20 protein-coding genes are annotated in these 25435 nt (G+C 58.3%); 10 read left to right on the top strand and 10 right to left on the bottom strand.

The window, feature by feature from the left end:
* Positions 1-2424, top strand: a complete 2424-nt coding sequence (locus EYC79_RS11285; RefSeq protein WP_130978039.1) for a tetratricopeptide repeat protein — start codon at positions 1-3, stop codon at positions 2422-2424.
* 14 nt (positions 2425-2438) lie between these two features.
* Positions 2439-4199: a BatD family protein gene (locus EYC79_RS11280; RefSeq protein WP_130978038.1), complete on the top strand. Its 1761-nt coding sequence runs from the start codon at positions 2439-2441 to the stop codon at positions 4197-4199.
* A 192-nt stretch (positions 4200-4391) separates the two neighbouring features.
* Here the strand turns inward: EYC79_RS11280 and EYC79_RS11275 are convergent, their stop codons facing one another.
* Entirely contained in the window at positions 4392-5552 is a 1161-nt protein-coding gene (locus EYC79_RS11275; RefSeq protein ID WP_130978037.1) for a GGDEF domain-containing protein, read from the bottom strand.
* Positions 5553-5881: 329 nt separating this feature from the next.
* The gene (locus EYC79_RS11270; protein WP_130978036.1) at positions 5882-7885 is read right to left on the bottom strand and encodes an AI-2E family transporter; all 2004 of its coding nucleotides are present in this window, start codon (positions 7883-7885) and stop codon (positions 5882-5884) included.
* A gap of 273 nt (positions 7886-8158) precedes the next feature.
* Here EYC79_RS11270 and EYC79_RS11265 point away from each other — a divergent pair, with 273 nt between their 5' ends.
* On the top strand, positions 8159-9478 hold the full coding sequence (locus EYC79_RS11265) for an LLM class flavin-dependent oxidoreductase (protein WP_130978035.1): 1320 nt from the start codon (positions 8159-8161) through the stop codon (positions 9476-9478).
* Positions 9479-9590: 112 nt separating this feature from the next.
* Here the strand turns inward: EYC79_RS11265 and EYC79_RS11260 are convergent, their stop codons facing one another.
* Positions 9591-9983, bottom strand: a complete 393-nt coding sequence (locus tag EYC79_RS11260; protein WP_082546489.1) for an ArsR/SmtB family transcription factor — start codon at positions 9981-9983, stop codon at positions 9591-9593.
* Between the two features lie 210 nt (positions 9984-10193).
* On the opposite strand from EYC79_RS11260, the gene EYC79_RS11255 reads away from it, so the two are divergent.
* Genes EYC79_RS11255 through EYC79_RS11235 form a run of 5 tightly spaced genes read left to right on the top strand, consistent with a single transcriptional unit; the run spans position 10194 to position 14628 of the window.
* Positions 10194-10964 (top strand): ABC transporter substrate-binding protein, encoded by a 771-nt coding sequence (locus tag EYC79_RS11255; protein WP_130978034.1) that lies wholly within the window; start codon positions 10194-10196, stop codon positions 10962-10964.
* A 1-nt stretch (position 10965) separates the two neighbouring features.
* A complete protein-coding gene (locus tag EYC79_RS11250) occupies positions 10966-12099 on the top strand; it encodes an LLM class flavin-dependent oxidoreductase (RefSeq protein WP_130978033.1) in 1134 nt (377 codons plus the stop codon).
* Complete coding sequence (locus EYC79_RS11245) at positions 12092-12928, top strand: ABC transporter permease (protein ID WP_245495259.1); 837 nt, start codon at positions 12092-12094, stop codon at positions 12926-12928. The genes EYC79_RS11250 and EYC79_RS11245 overlap by 8 nt, the downstream gene beginning before the upstream one ends.
* Positions 12925-13629: an ABC transporter ATP-binding protein gene (locus tag EYC79_RS11240; RefSeq protein WP_130978032.1), complete on the top strand. Its 705-nt coding sequence runs from the start codon at positions 12925-12927 to the stop codon at positions 13627-13629. The genes EYC79_RS11245 and EYC79_RS11240 overlap by 4 nt, the downstream gene beginning before the upstream one ends.
* A 45-nt stretch (positions 13630-13674) precedes the next feature.
* The gene (locus EYC79_RS11235) at positions 13675-14628 is read left to right on the top strand and encodes an aliphatic sulfonate ABC transporter substrate-binding protein (RefSeq protein ID WP_130978031.1); all 954 of its coding nucleotides are present in this window, start codon (positions 13675-13677) and stop codon (positions 14626-14628) included.
* An 84-nt stretch (positions 14629-14712) separates the two neighbouring features.
* Here the strand turns inward: EYC79_RS11235 and EYC79_RS11230 are convergent, their stop codons facing one another.
* The 4 genes from EYC79_RS11230 to EYC79_RS11215 all read right to left on the bottom strand — a co-directional run bounded on the left by EYC79_RS11230 (position 14713) and on the right by EYC79_RS11215 (position 19647).
* Positions 14713-17019, bottom strand: a complete 2307-nt coding sequence (locus EYC79_RS11230) for a xanthine dehydrogenase family protein molybdopterin-binding subunit (RefSeq protein WP_130978030.1) — start codon at positions 17017-17019, stop codon at positions 14713-14715.
* On the bottom strand, positions 17016-18005 hold the full coding sequence (locus EYC79_RS11225) for an FAD binding domain-containing protein (protein WP_130978029.1): 990 nt from the start codon (positions 18003-18005) through the stop codon (positions 17016-17018). Before EYC79_RS11225 ends, EYC79_RS11230 begins: the two co-directional genes overlap by 4 nt.
* Entirely contained in the window at positions 18002-18535 is a 534-nt protein-coding gene (locus EYC79_RS11220; RefSeq protein ID WP_130978028.1) for a 2Fe-2S iron-sulfur cluster-binding protein, read from the bottom strand. Before EYC79_RS11220 ends, EYC79_RS11225 begins: the two co-directional genes overlap by 4 nt.
* 122 nt (positions 18536-18657) lie before the next feature.
* Complete coding sequence (locus EYC79_RS11215) at positions 18658-19647, bottom strand: XdhC family protein (RefSeq protein WP_130978027.1); 990 nt, start codon at positions 19645-19647, stop codon at positions 18658-18660.
* Positions 19648-19866: 219 nt separating this feature from the next.
* On the opposite strand from EYC79_RS11215, the gene EYC79_RS11210 reads away from it, so the two are divergent.
* Positions 19867-20448, top strand: a complete 582-nt coding sequence (locus EYC79_RS11210; RefSeq protein WP_162693010.1) for a TetR/AcrR family transcriptional regulator — start codon at positions 19867-19869, stop codon at positions 20446-20448.
* 240 nt (positions 20449-20688) lie between these two features.
* On the opposite strand, the gene EYC79_RS11205 is transcribed toward EYC79_RS11210, so the two are convergent.
* Complete coding sequence (locus EYC79_RS11205; RefSeq protein WP_112520333.1) at positions 20689-21705, bottom strand: FUSC family protein; 1017 nt, start codon at positions 21703-21705, stop codon at positions 20689-20691.
* Positions 21706-21915: 210 nt separating this feature from the next.
* On the opposite strand from EYC79_RS11205, the gene EYC79_RS11200 reads away from it, so the two are divergent.
* Positions 21916-23637 (top strand): thiamine pyrophosphate-dependent enzyme, encoded by a 1722-nt coding sequence (locus EYC79_RS11200; protein ID WP_130978026.1) that lies wholly within the window; start codon positions 21916-21918, stop codon positions 23635-23637.
* Positions 23638-23987: 350 nt separating this feature from the next.
* Here the strand turns inward: EYC79_RS11200 and EYC79_RS11195 are convergent, their stop codons facing one another.
* On the bottom strand, positions 23988-24536 hold the full coding sequence (locus EYC79_RS11195) for a VOC family protein (protein ID WP_112520335.1): 549 nt from the start codon (positions 24534-24536) through the stop codon (positions 23988-23990).
* 52 nt (positions 24537-24588) lie between these two features.
* On the bottom strand, positions 24589-25434 hold the full coding sequence (locus EYC79_RS11190; RefSeq protein WP_062426800.1) for an ATP-binding cassette domain-containing protein: 846 nt from the start codon (positions 25432-25434) through the stop codon (positions 24589-24591).
* Position 25435 lies beyond the last annotated feature (1 nt).

The following is a 25435-nucleotide window of genomic DNA, read 5'->3' as shown; positions in this document are numbered from 1 at the left end:
ATGGAAACCAATCTGTTCCACTTCATGCGCCCGGAATGGTTCTGGGCATTGATCCCGGCGGGCCTTCTTCTGTGGCTCGTCATGCGGTCCCGCAAGAGCGCCACCGGCGGCAACTGGGGCAAATATGTCGATGCGCACCTGCTCCGTTACTTGGCCATGAGCGGCGCAACAGCCCGCGCATCGCGCTTCCTGCCATCGGTGGCAGCGGCCATGCTGGTTGTCCTGGTCACGGCGCTCGCAGGGCCGACCTGGCAGAAGGCTGAGGTTCCCTCCTTTACCAGTGGAGAGCCCGTGGTTGCGGTTCTCAGCCTGGCGCAATCAATGAATTCAGACGATTTGTCGCCGAGTCGTTTGCGCAGTGCGGTCCACAAGTTGCGCGACGTCCTCGCCCGTACAGAAGGCGATGAGCGCGCACTGGTCATCTATTCGGACATCCCCTTCGTCGCCGCACCTCTAACAAGCGACAACAAAGTGATTTCTCAGATGATCCCCGACCTTTCCACCAAACTGATGCCCGTACTGGGCGACAGGCCGGATCTTGCTGTCTCGGAGGCGGTCTCCGTCTTGAAGGGAGCGAATGCAACGCGGGGTAAAATCGTGCTGCTCGCCGATAATGCCGGTGATGCGGCAGCAACTGAAAAGGCAGCAGCCGATGCACGCAAAGCCGGTTATACCGTCTCGGTTCTCGGCGTCGGCACAGAAAAGGGAGCCACGTTACAGACGGCAGGCGGTCAGGCCATTACCGATCGCTCCGGCGAAAAAGTAACGACGTCGCTTGATGCGGAAGCTCTTGGCGCAGTCGCCAAGGCAGGTGGTGGTGTCTACTCTAGCGTGACCGCAAACAGCACCGATTTGGACCGCATCCTGCCCAAGACCGAAAAGGCTGAAGCCGCGGGCAAAGCTCAGGACTTCAAAGCCGACAGCTGGGTCGACATGGGCTACTGGCTCCTGATCCTGCCGGTCCTGCTTCTGCCCTTTGCCTTCCGGCGCGGCCTGGTCTTCGCCATCGGACTGATCGTATGCCTGAATTTCGTGCCCGGCCTTTCGACACGGCAGGCCCATGCAGGGACTTGGCAGGACCTATGGTCAACCTCCGACCAGCAAGGCAAGAAGGCTTTCGCATCAGGAGATTTCAACACGGCATCTGGCAAGTTCGAGACACCCTCCTGGCGTGGCACTGCAGCCTACCGCGCGGGTGACTACGCGGCAGCGGCTCAGGACTTTTCCGAGAGTGCTTACAATCGCGGCAATGCGCTTGCGAAATCCGGCCAGCTGAAGGAGGCGCTTGGCGCATATGACCAGGCGCTGGCTGCCAACCCTCATGATGCGGACACGAAGCACAATCGTGATCTCGTCCAGAAGCTGATCGACGATCAGAAAAAGCAGGAACAGGAGAAAAACAAGCAGCAGCAGCAATCTGGCCAAGGCGACAAAAAGGACCAACAGCAACAGTCTGGTGGCAGTGGTCAAAAGCAGGATCAGCAGCAATCTCAGGGTCAGTCCGGCCAGCAGGATCAAAAAGATCAGCAGTCCGGTTCGCAAGGCCAGCAGCAGCAACAGAGCGCAGGTGGCCAACAGGACCAGAAGCAGGCTTCGGAGAATTCCCAGCAACAAAACGGCGGACAATCCGGCCAGAACAATAAAAAGGACCAACAGCAGCAGGCCGGTGGTTCCGGCAATAAGGACCAGCAACAGCAATCCGCTAGCAACGGTCAAAAGCAGGATCAGCAGCAATCTCAGGGTCAGTCCGGAAAGCAGGACCAGCAGCAGGCCTCTGAAAAGTCGCAGAAACAGAAAGACGGACAATCCGGCCAATCGGGCGATCAACAGCAGTCTGCCGCTCAGCCGGGTCAGGAAAACAGCTCGCAGGAAGGCGCCAACCAGCAAAGCGCGTCGAAAGGCGAACAACCCAAAGACCAGGCATCGGCCGATGCATCAAAACCCTCCGATCAGGCAAAAGCCGGCCAGTCTCCAAAGGCTGAAGCAGAAAAGGCCAAGGATCAAAACGCGGGTGCTGGCCAGCAACAAATGCAGGATGCCTCTGGGACCGAGCCGAAGGGTAAGGACAGTGGCAGCGAGCAGGCAGGCCAGCAGCAAGACAAGACCGGTCCCGAGGGGCTCGCCCAGGCGGACCAGGCCGCACAGGAGGCTGCCAAGGCCCGTCAGCAGGCAAGCGCTTCCGGCAACCAAAGCGGACAAGCCGGCAAGGAAAGTGAAAACGCTCTTTCGAGAATGCTGTCCAGTGTCCTGGAAGGCAATGGCACCGACAAGGGCGGCGAGCAGGTGAAGGCCTCCGTACCCGGGGCTCCGGTCGTCGATCAGGCAGTCGAGCAACAGTTGCGCGAAGTTCCTGACGATCCGTCCGGCCTGCTGCGTGCCCGTATTCGTCAACACTACGCCCAGCTTCGGTCTGGCTCCAACTAAGAGGAAGCAGAACTATGAATTTCAATAGCCTCAAGACCACAGTCAGCGCTGCTGCTCTTTCGATTGCGCTTGCCGTTCCTGCCTTCGCCGCAGGGCTATCCGCCCGCGTGGACAGCGGCACGGTGGCGCAAGGCGACACGTTTCAGCTGACGCTGACGACCAACGGCCAGGCGGATGCAAGCCCGGACCTTACGCCTCTGCAGAAGGATTTTGACGTCCTGGGCACATCGCAGTCCTCGTCGACGCAAATCATCAACGGAAAGCGGTCCCAAAGCGAAAGCTGGATCGTGTCCCTGTCACCGAAATCGACGGGCACCCTGGAAATTCCCGCAATAACCGCGGGAAGCCTGAGCAGCTCACCGGTCGCTATCAAGGTGGTGGATGCGGGCTCGATGCCCAAAGCCACCGGCACCTCGGCGATCGACCTTTCCGCGAGCCTCAAGGATGGCAGCCCCTTCCTGTTTCAGGAAACGCCGCTAACCGTGCGGATCGAGACCAGCGCGCCGATAAAGAGCGCCGAACTCGTCGCACCGCAATCAAGCGCATTCGAACTCGTTCAACGCGGAGAAGACAGGGTGAGCCAGGCCACCCGGAATGGGCAGACGGTGAACGTTATCGAGCGCACCTATATGCTCAAGCCCCAGGAAAAGGGTGCAATTGAAATTCCTCCCTTCGTCCTGCGCGGCTCGGTCGCGGACCCTTCAGCGCGGGGCCGCGATCCCTTCGCAGACTTCCAGGGCTTCCCTGGCTTCCCCTCGTCCATGTTCAACGACATGTTCGACAGCGGAAAACCGTTTGCCGTTCGCTCCGAACCGATCAAACTGACGGTACGCGCAGATCCCAACGCCGCCTCCGGGCAGCACCAGTGGTTCCTGCCCGCCAAGAACGTCAAGCTAACCGCCAAATGGTCTCCCGAACACCCGGTCTTCAAGGAAGGAGAAGCGGTAACCCGGCGCGTCAGCTTGCTGGCGCTTGGTGCTAGCACAGTTCAGCTTCCCGACCTGTCCTTCGAAAACACGGATGGCGCGCGCATTTATCTTGATGAGACGCAGACGGGCGAGGATCAAACGGCTGACGGCACCGTGGCGAGAAAGGATTTTCTCGTATCCGTCGTGCCAACCCGTGGTGGTGAGATAACGCTACCGGAGATCAAGGTGAACTGGACCGACAGTGTCTCGGGAGAAGCAAAGACGGCCACTCTGCCAAGCGAGGTCATCAAGGCCGAGGGAACGATACCACCTGCCAACCAAACCGCGGCGGCGCAAAAAGCCGCACCTGCCTCTTCGGTCAAGCCGCAAGGACATCCGGAAAGCACCGAGGTCTTGCCCGCCTATATGGTTGCAGGACTGGGGGCCGCCGCGATTCTGGCCGCACTCGGCGGCGTTGCCCTTTATTTCAGACGAAAGCAGCACGCCAATGAAAGCCTCCGACAGCCCGTCGCGGCCAATACGTCCAAGCAGGAAGAGCGTTCGGACACGTCTTCCGACCGTCGCAAGCAACTGGCTTTGGCGATCAGCAAGGGGAAATCCGACGATCTGCGCGGATCCTACGGCTGTGTTCTCGCCTGGCGCCGGCTGGCCGGTGGTGACCCTGCCATGACGGATGCAGCCAGAGAGGCAATTGCCGCTTTGGAAAAAGCCGCCTTCGCGCCTGTGGCAGAAGCAGCAGAGGCGAAAACCCACGATTGGCTTAACGTCCTTGCAAGGGAAGACCGCAAGATCGGCAATACGCAGGGCAAGACCTCGTCGAAGCTACCGTCGCTCTATCCGGCCTGAGGCATGACGACCGGGGCCCGCCGGGAGCGGCGAGCCCCAGATGTATGCGATAGCGGAGCATTGCATCCTATAGCATCGGCGCGAAAACCGAACTCGATCTTCGGATTAGAACGATGCGTAGGTTGAAAGAGTTAGAGCGCCTTGCGTCCAAAAGGATGCAAGGCGCTCCAAGAGTTTCGAGAACAAGAGGCTTCAACCGAAGCTTGCTTGCTGGAGGGTATTGTGATCAGCATCACACACACGATTTCGTCCCCCAGTTTTAGCTAGGTACAGAGCCCGGTCGGCTTGACGACAAACTTCTGACAGCCCCGCCCGTTGACGAGATGCCCTAGCGATCCCGACGCTGATGGTCACTTTAATTTCCGAGGCAATCGCTGGAAAATGCAAGTCCGCAACCGTCTTTCGAATTCGCTCTGCGTGGAGTTTGGCGTCACCAACCTCTGCTGGAAGGAAAACAACAAACTCTTCGCCGCCTTGGCGTGCCAGCAAAGCTGAAGACGGCGTGGTCGACTGGATCGCTTGGGCCATCATGACGAGAACCTGATCACCCGCAGCATGCCCAAAATGATCGTTCAATTGCTTAAAGTGATCTATGTCGAGAAAGAGGATGGCGTCCCCTTCCTGAAGGCTGCTCGGCACGATCTCGCCAAATGCACGACGGTTGTAGAGACCGGTCAGTGGATCGCGATTGGCCAACTGTCTGATCTCGGTCTGCTGACGCTCGCTAATAAAAATCACGATCGAAACTGCTAAGACGAATTTGGAAATGATCATCAGTGAAAATCCGTCGACAACTCCCAGTATCGGGAATGTGTTGAAGCAGAACTCGATGGCCATCGCTAACGAGAGAAGACTGGTAGCCGCAAGCGTCCCTGCAACCAACTTTCGGATAGGCAGCGGTTCACGACGAGCGTCGCGCATGACGACCACTGCCGTCGCAGCAAATGCCAGAAATCCCAAGGACGTAAAGGTTACGGCCCGGTAGGTATTATTCAAATGAAGTTGCGTGACGAGACCTGCAAACAGAATGCCAAGCATAGGCACGAAGACAAGCCAGGGATGGAATTTCCGCTTCGGCTTGCTGACGAGAACAAAGGCCGCACTCAGCAGGCAGTATCCGAGAACGCCAAAGGCTATGTTTATGAGGCTAAGAACGCCATAGAGAGCTGGATAGAGCTCAGCATATCCGGCCAGGGTAGAGCCCGCCGCCAGGATTAGGAAGCTTGCAGCGAGCAGTCCAACGCCTCGTTCCCCAGAAAAGCTTAGTCGCAAGTATCCTAAGGTCACGGCACCCGCGATGTAAGACGTCTTCTGGAGGAAAAGAACAGTCGGAAGATCTAGTTCGGTAGCCATTCAACACCATAATTTTCTCTTGCACCATTCCTACTCAAGATTGCTTAATCTTTTGCGAAAGCCTTGGAGCGTGGGAATTCGACGCATTCAGCGCGGCAGTGAGGCTTGAAGCAGGTCGCGCAAAAGTGGTCACTGGCTTTGCGATAACGACATGCGAAAAAATAATGCCTGAATCGAAAACAGCTGATATGAAAGATCGCGACGCGCTTCCGACGAACCGCGAACGCTGTGCTAAGGGTCACCAGCAACACCAAAATATGATAAGGGTCGGCGGTCCGCCCACGAAGACCGGTTCAAGGCGGATCAAAACGAGCCGAGTGCATCGTTGCTCACGCGACGAGCGGATTGACTTTCCTTTCGCGCGCCCGCCCCACGCGTTTCGTGACGCGTATCGCAACAGCATCTCCGTCCGAAAGAGCGCCCCGGACAGCGTGAGTGATGCCGGTCGCAACGAAGTCGGCGTCGATGTCCTCTGCCGCTAGCGGACTTTCTCTGTCACCATCGGTCGCTGGCATGACGATCCCTACCCGCAAAGATGGCTTTTGACGCTTGAGGCGGCGTACAGCTTGGCGGGCATGAGCCCTCGACCCTGCGTTCAGAAATGCGATGACGACGGTGTCGATCCCTGAGAGGGGAAGCAGGTTTATGGTCGTACCGCTAACCATGGAATGCTCGGCCTGGGAAACCGTCGCCCCCTGGATAGCAAGAGCTTGCGCAATCATCGAAGCGGCAGCGTCGTCCATCGCGCCCCTGCCGCCAATGCAGAGGACCGATTTCCTCTTGGTTTCCGTCGTTGCGGGATTCTCAGTTGCCTCGACCTGCGCAGCCTCGTCTGGCACTGACACATCGCGTTCGGCCTCTTCCTCGATGGCGATCTCTGCCAGATTGCCGATCAGTGTCTGGGTTGTGGACGCAAATAGGGCAATCTGCGCTTCCGTCATCACACCCCGCTGGCGATCCAACTCACCGAGTTTCAGAGCCGGAAATCCGACTTGCTCGTAGTAATCGAGGAGGTACTCGTCTTCTAGAAAATCTTCGGCGTTATCGGTCGCCTCGTTTGGGTCTCCCGCAAGAAGTCTCTGATAGAGCTTCTCCTGTGGCTGCAGGACGGGCTCGTTCCCCAGAAGAACGTCGAGGAAGCTGAACTGTGGGACATGGCGCCCGAGCACGACGAGGCAGACGGTAAGAGGAGTGGATAACATCAACCCGACGGGTCCCCAGAGCCATGACCAAAAGATCGCTGAAACGATGATCGCGAGTGGGGACAGACCGGTATGGCTACCATAAAGCCAAGGCTCGACGACGTTGTTGCTGACGAGTTCCGTTATGATGAAGAGTGCTGCCACCCATGCGACGAGAGACCATCCGGGCGCAATCGCCAGCGCCAGGAACAACGGGAGGATCATGCCGATCACCGGCCCGATATAGGGGACGAACCGCAGCACGAGCGTTAGCAGTCCCCAGAGAATAGCGTTGGGAATGCCAAGCACCCACAGTCCGATCGCGATGGGAAGGGCATAAAGCGCGTTTACGACAAGCTGCATCAGGAGGTATTTGCCAACCCGCTTTCCCGCGTCCTGCAGCGCTGCCGTTGTCCGGTGCAGATCGCCGAGCCCGACGAGACGGATGAACCGATCGCGCAACTCCTCACGCTCCAGCAGCATGAAGATGACGAGGACGATGACCAGACCAGCTGTCGCAAACGGGCTGATCAGCGGCAGGATAAAGTTGCCGAGCGTTTGCACCGGATTGGAGCGCGTAATGATTTCAACGGGCATCGGTTCGCGTTTGGACGTTTGTACCGCGGCGCCCTCCTTGCTCTCCTCGGCATTGTCCTGCATTTCCAAGCCGATGCGTTCAACGACTTTGCTGATATGTTCGAGCACGCCGCTGCCGGACCCAGCCTGGCTCAGTGCCTGTACCTTCGCGACGATATTGCGCTGATAGGTCGGAACGTTGTCCGCCAGATTGGCCACCTGTCCCGCGACGATGAAGCCGAAAGCCGCAATCACCAGGAAGGCGCTTGCCACCGCCATGAGGACGGCGGCGATCTTCGGGACGCGACGCTTGCGCAGAAAGCTAACGATCGGAGCAAGCGTGAAAGTCAGCAGCAGGGCAAGCGCGAGGGGAATGAACACATCCTGCCCGACATACAGAATGACCGCGACGCCGATCAGCACAACGATTGTCCGACCAGAAAGGGTTGGCACCTTGAGAGCACCCGATCCACTCGAGATTGCCCCTCCTGCGATTGCGTTTCTCTCGATACCGCTCACAAATTCCCCCACGCGCTGAAAGTATTGCCGTGATTTCCGGCCAGCATGTAAATGCATCAGCGACGAAACTGATCGGGCGATGGAGAAATAAATTACAGCCAGAGTAAAACCACGTTTTCATACCGTTTCTAGAGCGGAGGTTGCTGGCATTCGCGACACCAGAGTTCGCGTTGATGAAGCCTTCGGGCGGGACGGCAGTCAGCCTGGCAAGTTTGATTTTTCGACTGAACGAACTGCCAGCGAACTCACCCTTGCGCAAAGAGGGTCCCGTCTCGATATAAAGTTCGCCCCGCTCCACGCGTCTCCTCTTCAGTCCACGGGATCGACTTCATGCAAAAATCGCTTCACCTGACCGCCTTCATGCGTCCCGTCAGCCTTCATACCGGCGCCTGGCGCTATCCTGGGGCTTGGGCGGATGCCAACTTTAACTTCAGCCATCTGAAGTCCTTCGCGCAGGCATTGGAGGGAGCGAAGTTCGATGCCTTCTTCATGGCGGATCATCTGGCAGTGCTCAACATGCCTGTGGAAGCCTTGAGGCGTAGCCACACGGTAACGTCTTTCGAGCCGTTCACCCTCTTATCTGCATTGGCAGCCGTGACGGACAGGATCGGTCTTGCGGCAACCGCCTCGACGACCTTCGACGAGCCTTACCATGTTGCCCGCCGGTTCGCCTCTCTGGACCATATCAGTGGCGGACGCGCCGCATGGAACATTGTCACGACCTCCAACCCCGACGCCGCTCGCAATTTTGGCCTCTCCGATCATGTGGAGCATGGCGAACGATACAAGCGTGCCCGCGAATTTTTCGATGTTGTCACAGGACTGTGGGACAGTTTTGCCGACGACGCGATGATCCGCGATCAGGAAAGCGGCATCTTCTTCGATCCGGACAAGATGCATGTGCTGGATCACGAAGGAGAAGAATTCAGCGTGCGCGGCCCGCTCAACATTGCCCGACCGGTCCAGGGTTGGCCGGTCATCGTCCAGGCGGGCCAGTCGGAACCCGGCAAGCAACTAGCGGCGGAAACGGCCGAAGTCGTCTTCGCAGCACCCCGTGATTTTGAGACCGCCAAGGCGCTCTATGCCGACATCAAGGGCCGCATGCCGACCGTTGGTCGCGACCCCGCGCATTTGAAAATTCTTCCCGCCGCAATGATCGTGATCGGCGACAGCGTGGAAGACGCAAAAGCTAAACGTGCCAGGCTCGATAGCCTTGTGCATTACGAAAGCGCGATCGCCTCCCTCTCCATCGCGCTTGGCCACGATGCTTCCGGCTTCGATCCCGACGCCCCTCTGCCTGAAATCCCTGAAACCAATGCCAGTAAGAGCGGACGTGCGCAGGTGCTGCGGCTTGCCGAGCAGGAAAAACTGACAGTGCGGCAACTGGCACAACGCTACGGCGGCTATGCGGGACTGGCCTTCATCGGCACACCGAAGACGATTGCCGACGAGATGGAAACATGGCTTGCTGAAGAGGCGGCGGACGGTTTTACCTGCGTCTTCCCTTTTCTGCCGCAAGGCTTGCAGGATGTGACGGAGAAGTTGGTGCCGGAATTGCAACGGCGCGGTCTGTTCCGTACCGACTACGAAGGCACGACCTTGCGCGAGCACCTTGGCTTGCCACGACCAGCCAATCGCTTTTTTGCCTGATCTCCGGCCCGCGTTCGGACAGCCTTTTCGTGAGGGCTCCCTCGTGGAACAAGCGGGCAACGAAGACAGTCGGCTCATTCAATGTCGTGCTTGCCAGCGCGATGAAAGCCTGTCAACTCATGGGCGCTACGGTTGATGAGGTGAACTGTGTTCCCTTCCAGATCTTCGATGCATCGGCATCTGGAAAGAGCAGCCGCAGGTGACCGATGATTTGCCCAGCGCGCGGATCTGAAAGACGGTAGAGAACCGCTTTCGCCTGTCTCGCTCCCACGATAATACCAGCGTCCCTCAACTCGCCAATCTGCTGCGACAGGGTCGGTTGATGCACGTCAAGAATCTCTTCCAGTTCACCAACGGTGCGCGCGCCTTCCATCAAGACACATAGGATGGACAGGCGTACCGGGTTGGACATGGCTTTCAAAAAATCGGATGCCGCACCGATCGCGCGGCATTTCACCTTCGGTGGGTGCGGTCTACGTTCATTCCCGTTACCTGACGCTTGCATGCTCACTCTCCTCGCTCCCAATCTTAGAAAAATTTTTCCGTTCGCCCCTCTGGGAAGAGGGTTGAATTCCTCGCGCCCTTCACTCTATCATTATATAAATTTGTATAAAGAAGATCAATAAGGGGACGCATTTTGGTTTTCAGGATCGGTCATCATCCGAATAACCTCCATCTCACCTTGGCCTCTCGCTGGCCGGGCGCATTTTCAACCATGAAACCGGAGTTCGTCGCCTATGCTGAAGGCCGAGAGACCGGCGCGCGGCTGGCAAGGGGTGAGTTCGACATCAGCGGTACCGGGTCGACGCCGCCGATCCTCGCAAAAGCATCCGGGCTTCCTGTCGTCTATGCGGCTGCATCTGCGCCACGGCCGACGAATGGTGCGATCCTCATCTCGAAAACCAGCGACATCAATGCGGTCGCGGATTTGAAAGGCAAGCCGATCGCCCTCGTCGATGGCTCCTTCTTGAGCTATCTTCTGGCTAAGCAACTCGAAGAGATCGGACTGCGCCTGACGGACACCATTCGCCAGGATATGTCGCCCGGTGAATCTCTTGCGGCGTTGCGCGATAACGCCGTCGCGGCTTGGGTTGCGATGACCCCGCATCTGGAGCAGGTTCTCGTCAGCGGCGACTTTACCGTTCTTGCGCGATGCGGGACCCTTATCCCCAATCGCTCAACCTTCTGGACGATCCAAAATCGCGGACTGACCGAGACAACCCTAGAGGACTTCACTGGCGAGTTGAAACGTCTCGGCAGAGAGATCGCCAACGATCCGGAAAAGGCCGCCGAGCTTCTGTCCGCCTCTGGCGAAGAGGCTGAACGGCGCGCATGGACCCGCGTGGTTTCCGAGCGGAACTGGCAGGTGGATGGAGCCGACCAGGCGCTGCTGCGCGAACAGCAGGAAGAGGCCGACACACTCTTTCACCACGGCGACCTTGATACGAAACTGACTATCTATCCGGTGAATAAGGGAGATCTCTGACATGAACGTGCTCTGGTACATGTGCGCGCCCGATGGCGCTTATCCCTGGAAGCCGGAAGGCTCCCGCACTATCGACTATGGCTATTACAAGCAGCTCGCACAGGCCTATGACCATCTGGGCTTTACCGGTGCTCTATTTGCCACGGGTGCGCATGACGTTTGGCCGCTCGCCAGTGCCCTCCTGCCCTACACAGAGCGAATGAAGTTCCTCGTCGCATTTCATCCCGGCCTGATCGCGCCCACCCTTCTTGCAAAGATGGCTGCGACATTTCAGGAGTTTTCGAACGGCCGGTTGATGCTCAATGTCGTCTCCGGCGATGCCAAGATGCTGGGTGCCTATGGCATGATGCTGCCGCATGATGAGCGCTATGCGATGGCCGATGAGTATCTTGCCATCTGGCACCGGCTGATGGCGGGCGAGAGCGTCACTCACAAAGGCAAGTATTTCCAGACGGAAGGGGCCAAGCTGGCACTGCCAGCAGGCACCTCCATCCAGCCGCCGCCGCTCTGGTTTGGCGGGTCTTCGGACAGCGCCATGGACGTCGCAGCCAAGCACGTCGAAACCTATCTTTCCTGGGGCGAGACACCCGAGCAGATGGGGGAGAAGGTTCAACGGGTCAAGGCAAAGGCTGCCGAGTACGGACGAGAGCTCAACTACGGGATCCGCCTCTACGTCATCGTCCGCAAAACCGATGAAAAGGCCTGGGAGGCCGCGGCCGACCTCTACGATGAGATGGACGACGCGGCGATCGCGGCAAACCAACGTTTCGTCTCCAACACGGACTCGGTCGGCCAGCAGCGTATGAGCGCCATGCATGGCGGCATCAAGCCTGCCAATCTGCGCGATCTGGAGATTGCCCCCAACCTGTGGGCAGGTGTGGGACTCGTTCGTCCCGGTCCAGGCACGGCCATTGTCGGTTCTCCCGACACAGTGATCCGCACGCTCGAAGCCTACCAGAAAGTCGGCGTCGATACCTTCATTCTATCGGGCATGCCCCTGCTTGAAGAGGCCTATCGCTTCGGCGAACTGGTACTACCGCGCCTTCCCGTGGCGCGCGTGACACCGGAACGCAAGCATTTCACATGGTCCACCCTGTTCGACCGGGACCTCAGCGGAAAGCCTGCCAATGTCTGACACAATGGCATCAGCGCAAGACAAGCGGCAACGGGCCGACCAATCCGCCAGGCCGAGGAATGCAGACGGCCGGCTGTGGACGATCGGCGCCCGTATCGCATCTCCGATTGCGCTCATCGTCATATGGCAAGTTGCCAGCACCGTCGGTCTGTTGTCCCCGCGCATACTTGCAGCCCCAAGCGATATCGTCGCGACGGCAGTTCGTCTGATCGAGTCCGGAGAACTTATCACAGGGATTGCTGTTTCTTTTTTGCGCGTCGTGGCCGGGTTTTCGATCGCGGTCTTCGTCGGCATCACGCTTGCGCTTATTTCCGGCCTCTCACGGCTCGGTGAAGCTGTCATCGATCCGCCGATCCAGATGCTGAAAGCCATGCCGTTCCTTGGCCTTCTTCCGCTTTTCATTCTCTGGTTCGGTATCGGCGAAGCGCCTAAGATCGGTCTCGTTGCCTTTGGCGCAATCTTTCCGATCTATCTAACGTTACATGGCGGCATCCGCGGCATCGACAGGAAGCTCATAGAAGCGGGCCAAACACTCGATCTCGGCACCGCTGGCATTATCCGCCACATCATCATTCCAGGCGCGCTGCCGTCGCTTCTGGTCGGCATCCGCTACGGGCTGAGCGTCGCCTGGCTCAGCCTTGTGGTCGGCGAGCAGATCAATGCCTCGAGCGGCCTCGGCTACATCATCACCTATGCACGCGATTTCCTGCAAACCGACGTCATCGTCGTCTGCCTGCTGGTTTACGCGATGATGGGTCTTTTGACGGATGGACTGGTGCGGATGATCGAAGCTTATGCACTACGCTGGCGCCCGCAGGTGATCGCATGAGCAATATTGTCGACATCAGACAGCTTCATCGCTCCTTTGGCGGGCCGGCCATCCTGGACGGCATCGACCTGACCATCGCGCCGGGTGAATTCGTTGCGCTTCTGGGTCGCAGTGGATCGGGAAAATCGACGCTGCTGCGGGTGCTATCAGGCCTTGACGCCGCTCCTGCAGAAAAACTGGAGATTCCCTCCAGGCGTTCGGTGGTGTTTCAGGAGCCTCGACTTCTTCCGTGGAAAAGCGTCAAGGATAATGTCGCGCTCGGCGTGAAGACGCCTGACTCCCGTTCGCGCGCCAGCCAGGCATTGGCGGATGTCGCGCTGTCTCACCGGCAAGATGCATGGCCTCTGACCTTGTCGGGAGGCGAAGCACAGCGGGCAGCGCTGGCGCGTGCCCTGGTGCGCGAGCCCGCTCTTCTTCTTCTCGATGAACCCTTCGCGGCCCTTGATGCGCTGACCAGATTGCGCATGCACGATCTGGTTTTTGAACTGTGGCGCAAGCACAAGCCCGCCGTGTTGCTCGTCACCCATGATGTATGGGAAGCCGTCGCGCTTGCCGATCGCATTCTTGTTCTCGATCAGGGGCGTATCGCGCGCGAAATCCGCATCGATGCTCCCCATCCTCGACGCCGAAGCGATCCTCAACTGACGCTTGTCGAAACAGAACTCCTGCAAGAGCTAGGCGTCGAACCGTCCCATGCCTGAAGCCAACCCTCACTCCCTAGCCGAAGCGGCAGACTGGATATTATGATGTTTACCAAGCGAAAGTTGTTATCCGCCCTCGTTGTAGCAGCGTCGGTGACGGGCCTTATCCCTGCGGCTCAGGCAGCAGACCAAACGATCCGCATCGGCTGGCTTCGCGGGCCGAACGATATTACCTTGGCCAAGTCGCGCGGCACCTTGGAAAAAGCGCTCGCCGAAAAGGGCGTTAAAGTAGAATGGGCTGGCCCCTTCCCCGCAGCAGCTCCCGCTTTCGAAGCGCTCAACGCTGGCAGCATCGACATCACGGCAGGCAGCTCGACATCGGCGATTGCTGCCTTGTCGGCTAAAATTCCGCTGGTCATTTTCGCCTACCAGAAAATGTCTCCGGGTGCTGAAGGCATCGTGGTGAAAAAGGACTCCGGCATCGCCTCGATCAAGGATCTTGCCGGCAAGAAGGTTGCCGTCAATCGGGGTGGCACCGGTGAATATCTCCTGATGCAGGGTCTGCAGACAAATGGTGTCGACCCGAAAAGCGTCGAGCGTGTGTATTTGAGCCCAAGCGATAGTGGGCCGAGCTTCACCCAGGGTCACGTCGATGCCTGGGCGACGTGGGACCCATTTCTGACCATCGCTGAATCCGCCTATGATGGGAAGGTAGTTGCCGATGGGGCGGCGATCAAGTCGGACAATGCCGTCGTTCTGGTTGCCAGCAAGGAGTTTGCCACGTCGAAGGCAGACCAACTCCAACTCGTCTTCGATGTTATCAAGTCCGAGAACGCCTGGGCGGTCGCCAATAAGGAAGAAGCTGGCGCGGTGTGGGTCAAGGAGATGAATGTCCCGAGCAATCTCGCGGCGAAAATTGGCGAGAACAACGCCGTGCCCACCACGTCCGTGACCGATGCGGACGTCAAACAGATTGGAGCCGTCGCTGAATGGTATGCCAAAAGCGGCATCATTCCAGCACTTCCGAATGTTAAGGACAGCGTCATTTCTCTCAGATGACGGCCGGCGGTAAGTGAGCCGCGTCTGTCGCGGCTCTTTCCATGACATCCCAAATTCCGGGCGACCACCTTTAGGCGTGACGCATCAGTCAGCAAAACCCGTCATCAGCTTGTCCAAGGTGATGGGGAGATCGCGAACGCGAATCCCTGTAGCGTTGTAAACCGCATTCGCAACGGCCGCACCGACCCCGGTTATACCAATTTCACCGATACCGCGCGCGCCCATCGGCGCTTGCGGGTCGGGCTTGTTGGTGTAGAGGATTTCGATTGCCGGGACATCCATCTGCACTGGCACGTGGTAATCCGCTAGCGATGCGTTCACGACGCGCCCGGTCCGCTCATCGAAGTTGGTTTCTTCGGTTAGCGCGAGACCAATGCCCATGATGATGCCACCCTTGAACTGGCTGGTTGCCATTTTGTGATTGAGGATCTGCCCTGCGTCGAACGAACCCAGGAAGCGGGACACGCGGGCCTCGCCTGTCACCTCACTCACACGCACCTCGCAGAACTGCGCGCCATAGGAGTGCATCGAAAAGGCCTGCATTTCTGCAGGCGCGGGTGCTTCCGCCTCGCAAACGACGTCTTCTCTCCCCGCTCTTTGAAGGATCGATCGATAGCTTTCAAACCGGCTGCTGTCACTGATATGCGCCAGCCCACCATCTCTGGTCTCGACATCCGCAAGCGAAAGGCCAGCAAGGGGAGAGTCGTTGCCGGCGAGTTTGACCAACTCTTCGACAAAGACTTCGGTCGCCGCGATGATGGCGCCGCCGATGGATGCAGTCTGCGTCGAGCCCCCGGCGATCACGCCCCTTGGCAGTCGGCTGTCGCCATATTCAAAAGTGACGTGATCGAGCGGGAGACCCAAGCGGGCAGCAAGATGCTGGACCTGAGCGGTGGCCGTTCCCATGCCCATGTCATGGACAGCAGTCGAAACCGTAACATGGCCGTCCGCCGTCAGCCTGATCCGCGCCGCACCACCAGGAAAGCGATGGTAAGGATAGGTCGCGGTCGCGCATCCCATGCCGATGAGCCACTCGCCTTCGCGTCTTTGACGCGGCGTCTGGCTTCTTTTACTCCAACCGAACTGCTCCGCGCCCTTCTCATAGGCTTCAATGAGATAGCGGGAAGAGAATGGCTTGCCGGTCGTTGGATCCGTCTTCGGCTCAATCCGCCGACGCAATTCGATGGGATCAAGCCCCAGTTTTTCCGCGAGTTCATCCAGGGCGCATTCAAGCGCGAAAGTGCCGACGGACTCTCCCGGCGCGCGCATGAACGTGTTCACCAGCATGTCCAGGTCTGCCACATCCTGTCCGATCCTGAAGTTTCTGGCGCCATAGAGATGGCGAGCAGGAAAAGTAAATTGCTCCGGACAGGAATTATGCGGCGTCATCGCAGCAGTACCGGTGTGGATCAGCGCATCAAGCGTACCGTCGCGCCTTGCACCCAATGCCACGCGCTGTTCAGTCACCGTGCGTCCGCCGACGATGCGGAACACACCCTCGCGCGACAGGACGATGCGCACAGGCCGCCCTGCAAGTTTCGCTGCCGCGCAAGCCAGGATCTGATGATCCCACAAGCACTTACCGCCAAAGCCCCCACCAACGTAAGGCGAGGTCACATGAACCTTGCTGATATCGAGGCCGAAAATATCCGCCAATTGTCCCGTGGTCAGGTCAAGCAACTGGCTGGCATCGTGGACGCGGAGTTCGTCATCGTTCCAGACAACCGTCGCCCCATGCAACTCAATGGCGTTGTGGTTATGGCGTGGTGTTCGGTAGACGAGATCGACCTTGACCTCTGCATTTGCAAATGCAGCCTCGGCGTCGCCAATTTCAACCGACGGGGGCTGACCGAGCAGGTTTTCGAGTTGCCTTGGCGATCTTTTTGCTTCTTCGAAGGACAGGACCGCGGGCATCAGTTCGTACTTTGCCTCAATCAGCGATGCAGCGTAATCCGCCTGCTCCTGTGTCTCGGCAAGCACCAAAGCAATCGGCTGACCGTTCCAATGGATTTCGTCGTTTTGCATCACAGGAAGATCGCTTGCGCCAGCGGCTGTCGGAGATGACATCATCAGCGAGGGTGCCTTCATCCTCGGCGCGTTCTTATAAGTCATGACGAGAATGACGCCGGGTGCAGCTTCGGCCGCGCTGACATGCAATTCGATGATGCGACCGCGCGCAACGGTGCTGAATGCAAGGGCTGCGTAGCTGATGTTATCGTAGGGAAATTCCGCAGCAAAGCGCGTTTTTCCCTGGACCTTCATTGGGCCTTCGATGCGCGCTACGGACTGCCCAAGCGATCCGTGTTTTCGCAAAAGCGGGTCACTGGTAACCGCGGGTTGCCAGCGACCGTGTCTAGCTGCATCAGGTAGGATCTTGGTGTCGGAGCTCATGCGTTCTCTCCCTTCAATTCTTCAAGAACCGCAACGATGGTCCGCTTTGCCAACTCGATCTTGAAAGCGTTGTCTCGCAAGCCAATTGCGTCAGCGAGTTCCGCTTCGGAGGCGGCACGGAACGTATCCGCGGTAGCCCTTTGACCTTTCAAAATCGCTTCGGCTTTAAGCGCCCGCCAAGGCTTGTGTGCCACGCCGCCAAGAGCCAGCCTGACATCCTGCACTTCGCCAGCTCCGTTGATATCGAGAGCAGCAGCAACGGAGACGAGAGCGAAAGCGTAGCTCGCGCGATCCCTTACCTTTCGATAGGTGGATCGATAGCCAAGAGACAGCGGAGGAATTTCCACCGCGGTGATGAGTTCATCCGGATGCAGCTCTGTTTCGATCTCCGGCGTCTCGCCGGGCAAACGGTGAAGATCTTGCAGGCGCAGTTTGCGCGTGCCTTTCGGCCCTTGGAGATGGACCACCGCATCTAGGGCGACAAGTGCGACACACATATCCGAAGGATGCGTCGCGACGCAGTTTGTCGATGCGCCGAGGATCGCATGGTAGCGATTGAACCGTTCCAGGGCATCACAGCCGGAATTCGGTTGGCGCTTATTACATCTGGCGGCATTGTCATAGAAGTACCGGCACCGGGTGCGCTGAAGAATGTTGCCGCCCACCGTTGCGACATTTCGGATTTGCGCGCTTGCACCCGCCAAAATGGCGCGGGAAAGGGCCGGAAATTGCGACCGCACGACCGCGTGCGTGGCAAGCGCCGTGTTCTTTACTCCGGCGCCAACCAGAAGGCTGCCATCTGCCCGCACTTCGATCGTGTTCGAAAGCTGCGTAACATCGATCAGCGCGTCTGGTCTCTCGACCGTCTCACGCATGAGATCGACAAGGTTGGTGCCCCCGCCCAAATATTTGGCTTTTGGGCCGGCCTCTTTGAGCGCGACGGCCGATACACCGTCCGTTGGCTGGTGATAGGAGAAAATATTCATGCCGGTGCCCTCTCGCTGACTTTGACCGACCTCTGCTCGAGCAGCGTTTCCGAAATGGCTTCAACGATGCCGTTATAGGCGCCGCATCGACAGAGATTGCCGCTCATGCGCTCGCGAATTTCGGTTTCGTCGAGGGTGATGTGGTCGCTTGCAAGATCGGCGGTGACGACGCTTGGGACATTTCGTTCAATTTCGCCCGCCATGCCGACCGCGGAACAGAGCTGTCCGGGTGTGCAATATCCGCATTGAAACCCGTCATACTCTATAAAGGCTTTTTGCAATGGATGAAGGCTGCCATTCGCAGCAAGGCCCTCCACGGTCGTAATGTTTCGGCCTTGATACTGGACGGCCAGCGCGAGACAGGAGTTGATCCGCTCGCCGTCCACCAACACGGTGCATGCCCCGCACGCCCCCTGATCGCAGCCTTTCTTCGTGCCGGTCAAATGAAGATAGTTGCGCATGAGATCGAGCAGCGAGGTGCGGATATCCGCCTCGACCTCCATTGCCGTTCCATTGATGTTAAATCGCATTGCAGATCTCCTCATCGTAAGGTCCGCGACGAACGCGCCTTCACGGCCTGTGTGAAACTTCTCATCCTGTTTCGTCGTGGCTTTCCGTCGAACCGATCGAGGCGACGGTTTGTGCTTTTGCTTTAGTTGTGCGTCGAAAGGGATTGCCGGGTGGCGGCGATATCGGCGATGACAGAAAGGGCCAGGGACTGCGCGTCTCTTGCTCCAGCGAAAATGCCGATCGGGGCCTTGATCCGCGCGATGACCTCAGCCGAATGGCCACCTTGCAGCAATCGCTCTACTCGTTTCTGATGCGTGCGCGAACTGCCGAGAGCGCCGATGTAAAAGGGCGATGCAGCGAGCGCAGCCTCAAGGACAGGTATTTCTCGATCCAGGTCATGCTGCAGAAGTGCAACCGCACTGTGTGAATCAATCAGCGCGCGGTCGGGCGGAAGGCTGGCCGCATCGTCAAAGAAAATGACGTCGTATCCGGCAGCTTTTGCGACACTGGCCGCTGTTTCGACCTCGAGCGTATGCCCCGATAAAATCACGCGCGCTGAAGGCCGGTAACAGGTGACAAAGGCGTCCCCATCCCAACCGGTCCGACAGCGCTCTGTGGTGACCGAAAGTTGTTCATGGCGCGGGACGTAGTGAAGCCATGCGCTTTGACGGCTATCGACGAGGCTCATGGTGGAACGAAGCGGCTCGATGTCTTTGACAATGTGGATGGCAACCGTAATGCCGCCTCCACAGGGAAAAACGATATCGAAGACGCGCGACCCCTCACCCAGCATGAAAAAGCGATCATGTCCGCTTCTTATGGTCTCCAAGGCCTCAGAGGCGATGGCAGCTTCCGTGCAGCCCCCTGAAACATAGCCGCAATAACGACCGTCGTTAGCGACCGCCATGTGCGCGCCAAGCGCGCGCGAAGAGCCGCCACGGATGTCCACCAGGGTACATAATGCGACCTGGAGCCCCGCCTCCTTGCCCTCAATGGCAAAAGCGAGGATGTCATAGGCCGCATCTGTTGAGAAAGCCTTCTGCGTTGGCGGCGATGCAGAAATGTCGGCGTTAAGAGGCAACCAACGAGCCGCATCATCGTTGCCTCTGATGTTGATAGCCGATTGCGTCATGAGAGCCTCCGGAATCGTGACATGAAATGGATGGATGACAGCGAAGTTCCTATGGAGCTCTTTGGGTCATAGTCGCCCGCCATCGTCATTCTCGGCATGACATTCGTCTCTTGGTTGGTTTAAAAGAAACGAAGGGCGCACCGTTAAACGGAGGCGCCTCCGTTTAAACTAGTGACTTGCGATCATTCGTCAAGCAATTTCTTATGGAAGGGCTTTCTCGTGCCCAAGCAACGAGCGCCATCGGTTGAACCGTCGCCACTGCGTGCCGATGCGAAGCGGAACCGCGCAAAGCTGATCGAGACTGCAGCCCTGGCGTTTACGGAACAGGGCGCGGCTGCGTCGCTGGAAGATATAGCGAGGCGTGCGGGGGTCGGGATTGGCACTCTCTATCGGCATTTCCCAAGCCGCGAGCATTTGGTGGAAAGCGTGTATCGGCGGGAACTGGAACTTCTTGCAACATCCGCTCGCGCGTTGATGCAGGAAGAAGAGCCTGCAAAGGCGGTTGAAGAGTGGATGAACAGATTTGTCAGCTACATGGCGGCAAAACGGGGCATGGCCAGCAGCCTGAAATTGCTGTTTACATCGAATTCCGCGCTGTTTGCCGACGGCACCAGGCTCTTACATATGGCATTTGGAGAGCTACTGGACAATGCCGTCAAGGCCGACGCGGTCAAGGCAGATATCGAGGCGGCAGACGTGCTCAACGCGCTCTTTGGTATCTACTCCATCCCGGAAGGTCCGGATTGGCGTAATCGTGCGCACAGGATCGTCAGGCTGGTCATGGACGGGCTGCGGCGCTAGCGTCGCCTAGCGCAAATTGAACATGCTTTGATGATCCTCTCGCCCTAAAGTCCCATGCCTCGCTCCTTCGAATTCTACGCGAAGCTTATAACTCTCTGCCCACGCGTCTTGTATTAGACTTTACAGCCTTCGCACCGGGGGCAACTTGATTTGTTTGTCACAAGGGCGTCTCAGCAACAGGAACAACAGTGCGGGCTTTACGACGCAAGAGGGGCATCCAACGGAGACGTCCATTGGCGGTCAGAGGTTGTCATCCCTCGCTCTTATTTGCCGCTTCGGCGCTATGGCGGCCCCAGCAAGGGCGACGCCTCCCCCAATCACAGTGGCGCTCAGTCGATCCCAATCGACACCAAAAACTTCGCCACCTGCCAACGCGATCATCAACACGACTGTCGCAGTGATAGCAGTGGCGAGCACGGCATAGCGGGCCTGCTGCAGTCCGAATGCAGCCGAGGCCAATAAGGCTGCTGCAATGACCTTCACTATCGGTGAATCGATCGCCATGATAATGATCGTTGCGATCATAATGCCGAGTATGGTCCCGCCAATCCGCTCGATTCCACGGAAAGCCGTGTCGCGCAGGCCAGGTTTTAGGACGATCATCGCAGTCATCGGGGCCCAATATTCATGGATGATGTGAGCGCCTCGGCTGGCCAGCAGTGCCACGCCTATGCAGATTGCAGCCCGCAAGGCATGTAGCCATAGATCGATGGTTCGAACATTGTCTTCGGGTGTCGCCACCCGTTCCGGTGCATCGACAGCCAGTTTCATGAGCCGGACCATACCCATCTGGATACCCGTGCCCAGCGCGACCAATGTTGCCCGACTGACACCGTCCGTCAGGTCGCCGGGGTAGTGCGCCGCCAGGAGGAACGCGATGATAATCTGCAACCACACCCACCAGAGCGCGGTGTCCCAACGGATGAGAGCGCCACACAATCCGCCCATCAGCATTGTCACGATGAGTTCAAAAAAAGGGTCCTGGCCCGCCATGGTCCCCAGGATGCTGGCTGCCGTCATCCCGGCACCGGTAAGCAGCATCGCATCCAGACGTTTATGGCGGACACGCTTAGTCGCTCCGAAGCCCGTTGCGAAGGCTGCACCTGCCGCGATCGAAGCCTGAACATGAGCCTCACTGAGTACGCCGACAATCAGTAGCAGGAGCAAAGCGGGCGTGGCGACGACGGCGCCTCGCCAGTCGAAATAGAACGCTTTTCGCACAGTATCGCGGATTGCCGTCCGATTGTCGGTTGCCAACTCGGCTGCTCCTTTAAAACACGGTCGTCAGGTGAACCATATGCGCGCAGGATAGCAATGCTCGGGCTCCGTAAATCGGCGTTCACATCTGTATTATTAGCAGCATAAGCAATGCCTTGGACACCTATACACAACGTATTTTCCGTGAGGAACCAATCCTTGCACGTAGGATTCATCCAGCGTCAGAAAGTTTTTTTATAGGAATTTGTTATGACGAGACGTGTAGCTGATGTGATAGTAGAGACCCTGTCCGCCGCTGGAGCAAAGCGATGCTATGGTGTGCCGGGCGACACATTGAATTACGTAACCGATGCCATTCGCCGAAGCGACATACGATGGGTGCATGTCCGGCACGAGGAGGCCGGGGCATTTGCCGCCGGGGCCGACGCTCTGTTGACCGGTGAACTTGCCATGTGTGCCGGATCGTGCGGGCCGGGCAGCCTTCATTTCATCAACGGTGTCTGGGAATCCAATCGAAACCGTGCCCCGGTTGTGCTGATCGCCAGCCAAATTGTGCAGGACGAACTTGGATTTGAATTTCCGCAAGAGGTCGATTTCAAATCCGTCTATGCCAAAGGAACTGTCTTCTGCGAAGAAATCCGTACGCCCGCGCAAGCCAAGCGAATGACAGCCATGGCTGCGCAAGCTGCACTATCGAAACGCGGCGTAGCGGTTCTGATCGTTCCCGTCGACGTGTCGCAAGCGGCAGCCCCCGATGAACCCGATTTCACCGTCCACCGTGCCCAACCGGTGATGCGCCCATCCGACGCCGAGTTGCAACAGATCGCGGAGGCACTCAACACCGGCAAGAAGATTGCTATCTATGGTGGCTCTGGCTGTGAGAAGGCGCATGGCGAAGTTCTCGCTCTGGCTGAGCGTCTGAAGGCTCCGGTGGCTCGTACAAGCCGTGCGAAGGACTTCCTCGAACATGACAATCCCTATGACGTGGGAATGACGGGGGTGTTCGGAACGGCGGGCGGTTACCAGGCGATCATGGATTGCGATACGCTTCTGCTGCTTGGCTGCGATTTCGCATGGCGGCAATTCTACCCGACCAAAGCGACAATCATCCAGATCGACGTCAACGGCACTCATTTGGGGCGCCGTCATCCAGTCGACATCGCGGCAGTCGGGACGATCGTGGACACGCTCCAGGCATTGATCCCGCTGGTTAAGCCTCGCGATGACCGCAGCTTCCTGGACCACTCCCTGTCACACACGCATAAAGCCGAGAAGGCCCTCGACGCACGTCAAACATCTGGTCATCGGGATGTTATCCACCCGCAATATCTGACCGGGCTGATTGGACAGCACGCCGCACAAGACGCTGTCTTCACTGCCGATGGCGGATCGCCGATGGTCTGGTGCCTTCGCCACATCCCTTCGACTGGCACAAACCGTACAATCGTAAGCTTGAGCCATGGCACGATGGCAAACGCGATGCCACAGGCGCTGGGCGCGCAGGCCGCCTACCCAGGCAGGCAAGTGATCTCCATGTCCGGAGATGGCGGCCTGACGATGCTGCTTGGCGACATGCTGACCGCGGTGCAGGAAGAGTTACCGATCAAGGTTGTCGTTTTCAACAATGGCACGCTCGGATTTGTCGAGATCGAGCAAAAAGTGGAAGGTCTACTCGATACCTTCACCGAGCTACAAAATCCAGATTTCGGCAGGATGGCGGAATCGATGGGCTGGTGGGGCCGGCGGATCGAGCATCCAGATGGCCTGGAGGACGCCGTTAAAGCGTGGCTCGCCGAACCGGGTCCCGCCCTGCTCGATGTCGTGACCGTCCGCGACGAATTGGTCATGCCCCCAAAAGTGGAAGCGGGACAAGTGTTTGGAATGGCGCTCTATTCGGCGAAGGGAATTCTCTCCGGCCCTAAACGTGCGGCGGGCGTCGTCGATATGCTCAAGAACACCCTTCTTCCATGAAGTCTGAACAGAGATAGCGATCTGCCTTTTGAGGCGGGGGCGACTATTGTACCCCCGCCTCTGCTTGTCCTACCCGAGTGCCGCGCGTTCTTTCAGACGCATCAAAGATCCCGTCGGCGCCGATCGACGCGTCGTCATTTTCTGAAAATCGATTCCGATCTTCAGACCGATGCCGGATTGGCTGGTCTAATGTTAGGTAGCTGTATGTCCCGATACAGCAGCCCTTCTTCGATGTACTCCACCCCTCTTTCGTAGTGGCGCGAAGGTCGCAACGACGACGAAACAACCGGGCGGCACATAACGGAGCCGACATAAGGTCCGCTGGCCAGGCCTTACTGCTCTCTTGCCGCTCACGTGGCTGGCTGCTCCGGGTTCCACAACAGGACCGGGCTCGTGCTCTCATACGCCATACCGTTCGGATAACTGATCGCCTCGAACTGCAAGCCCCAGGGCGCCTGAAAATATAGGATTGATTGGCCGGCGATCGGGCCGTCCTGAATAGGGAGGGGGCCTAGCCGGGTCTCAACGCCCATCTTGTCCAGATAGGCCTTCGCAGCGGCGATGTCTCGAACATAGAAAGCGATATGAAACGCACCTATGTCACTGTTCTTCTGCTTTAAATCCCGCTGGTCGGGTGCGGAGTATTCGAAGAGCTCGAGGTTCGAGCCGTTGCCGCAGCGGATCATGGCGGCACGTTCGATACGCGCGCGCGGATGAACGCCGAGTGCCTCGGTCATGAAACTCCCGTCCGGATCGCCGATAGGGCCGAAGGTGAGCACATGGATGCACCCGAGCACCCGGTCGAAGAAGTCGATAGCCTCATCGAGGTTCGGCACCGTGAGCCCGGTGTGGTCGTGGCCGACGAGGCCTGGAAGGCCTTTTTGGGTGGAAGCTGTCATGACACGTCTCCGATCAGGCTGCGGTCTTGTTCTGCGAGTTTAGATGCGGCTATCACGCGGCTGGCTCAAGCACAGGTGGCGGCCGTGTCAGCCAGCCGTCATCGATCTCTGGAAGCGGGATGGCGTCAAGCAGCAGGCGCGTATAGGGCGTTTTGGGGGCATCAAACACAGGTCCACATCTCCCCTCCTCCACCACTTCCCCAAACCGCATCACGGTAACGCGGTCGCAGATCGCGCGGATGACCGACAGGTCATGGCTGATGAAGGCCATGGCGAGACCCATCTCCTGCGATAGCTCTTTCAGCAGATTCAACACCTGCGCCTGCGTCGAGACGTCAAGACCGGACACGACCTCATCGGCAAGCACGAAATCTGGTTTCATCAGCACGGCGCGCGCAATACCGACGCGCTGACGCTGACCGCCAGACAACTCATGCGGCGCGCGTTCCAGCATCACGGCAGGCAGTGACACGCGGTCAAGAATGGCACGCACCTGACGCTCGGCGTCGCGGCGGTCGCTCGCAAGACCATGCAGGAAGAGCGGCTCCGTGAGGATACGACGAATAGTATGACGCGGATTGAGAGATGCCATCGGATCCTGGAAGATCATCTGCATACGCCGGCGCAAGGGCCGCATAGCCTCAGGCGACAAGCCGGTGATGTCCTGCCCCTCGAAACGAATAGTTCCGGCTGAGACAGGGACCAGTTTCAGAAGCGCGCGGCCAAGCGTCGTCTTGCCCGAGCCAGACTCCCCGACAATGCCGACTGTCTCCCCACGCCTGATCGACACATCGACGCCGTGCAGGACACGAGCGCCGGCGCGGCCACGACCAAAAAGCCCCTTGCTCGCGCCGTAAGTGACTTCGATGCCCTTCGCTTCAAAGAGAAGATCGCTCATT

Source organism: Agrobacterium cavarae, from assembly GCF_004310285.1.
In the GTDB taxonomy this organism is placed as follows: domain Bacteria; phylum Pseudomonadota; class Alphaproteobacteria; order Rhizobiales; family Rhizobiaceae; genus Agrobacterium; species Agrobacterium cavarae.
The sequence above is the reverse complement of the archived record's forward strand: the minus strand, read 5'-3'. Positions and strand labels throughout refer to the sequence as shown.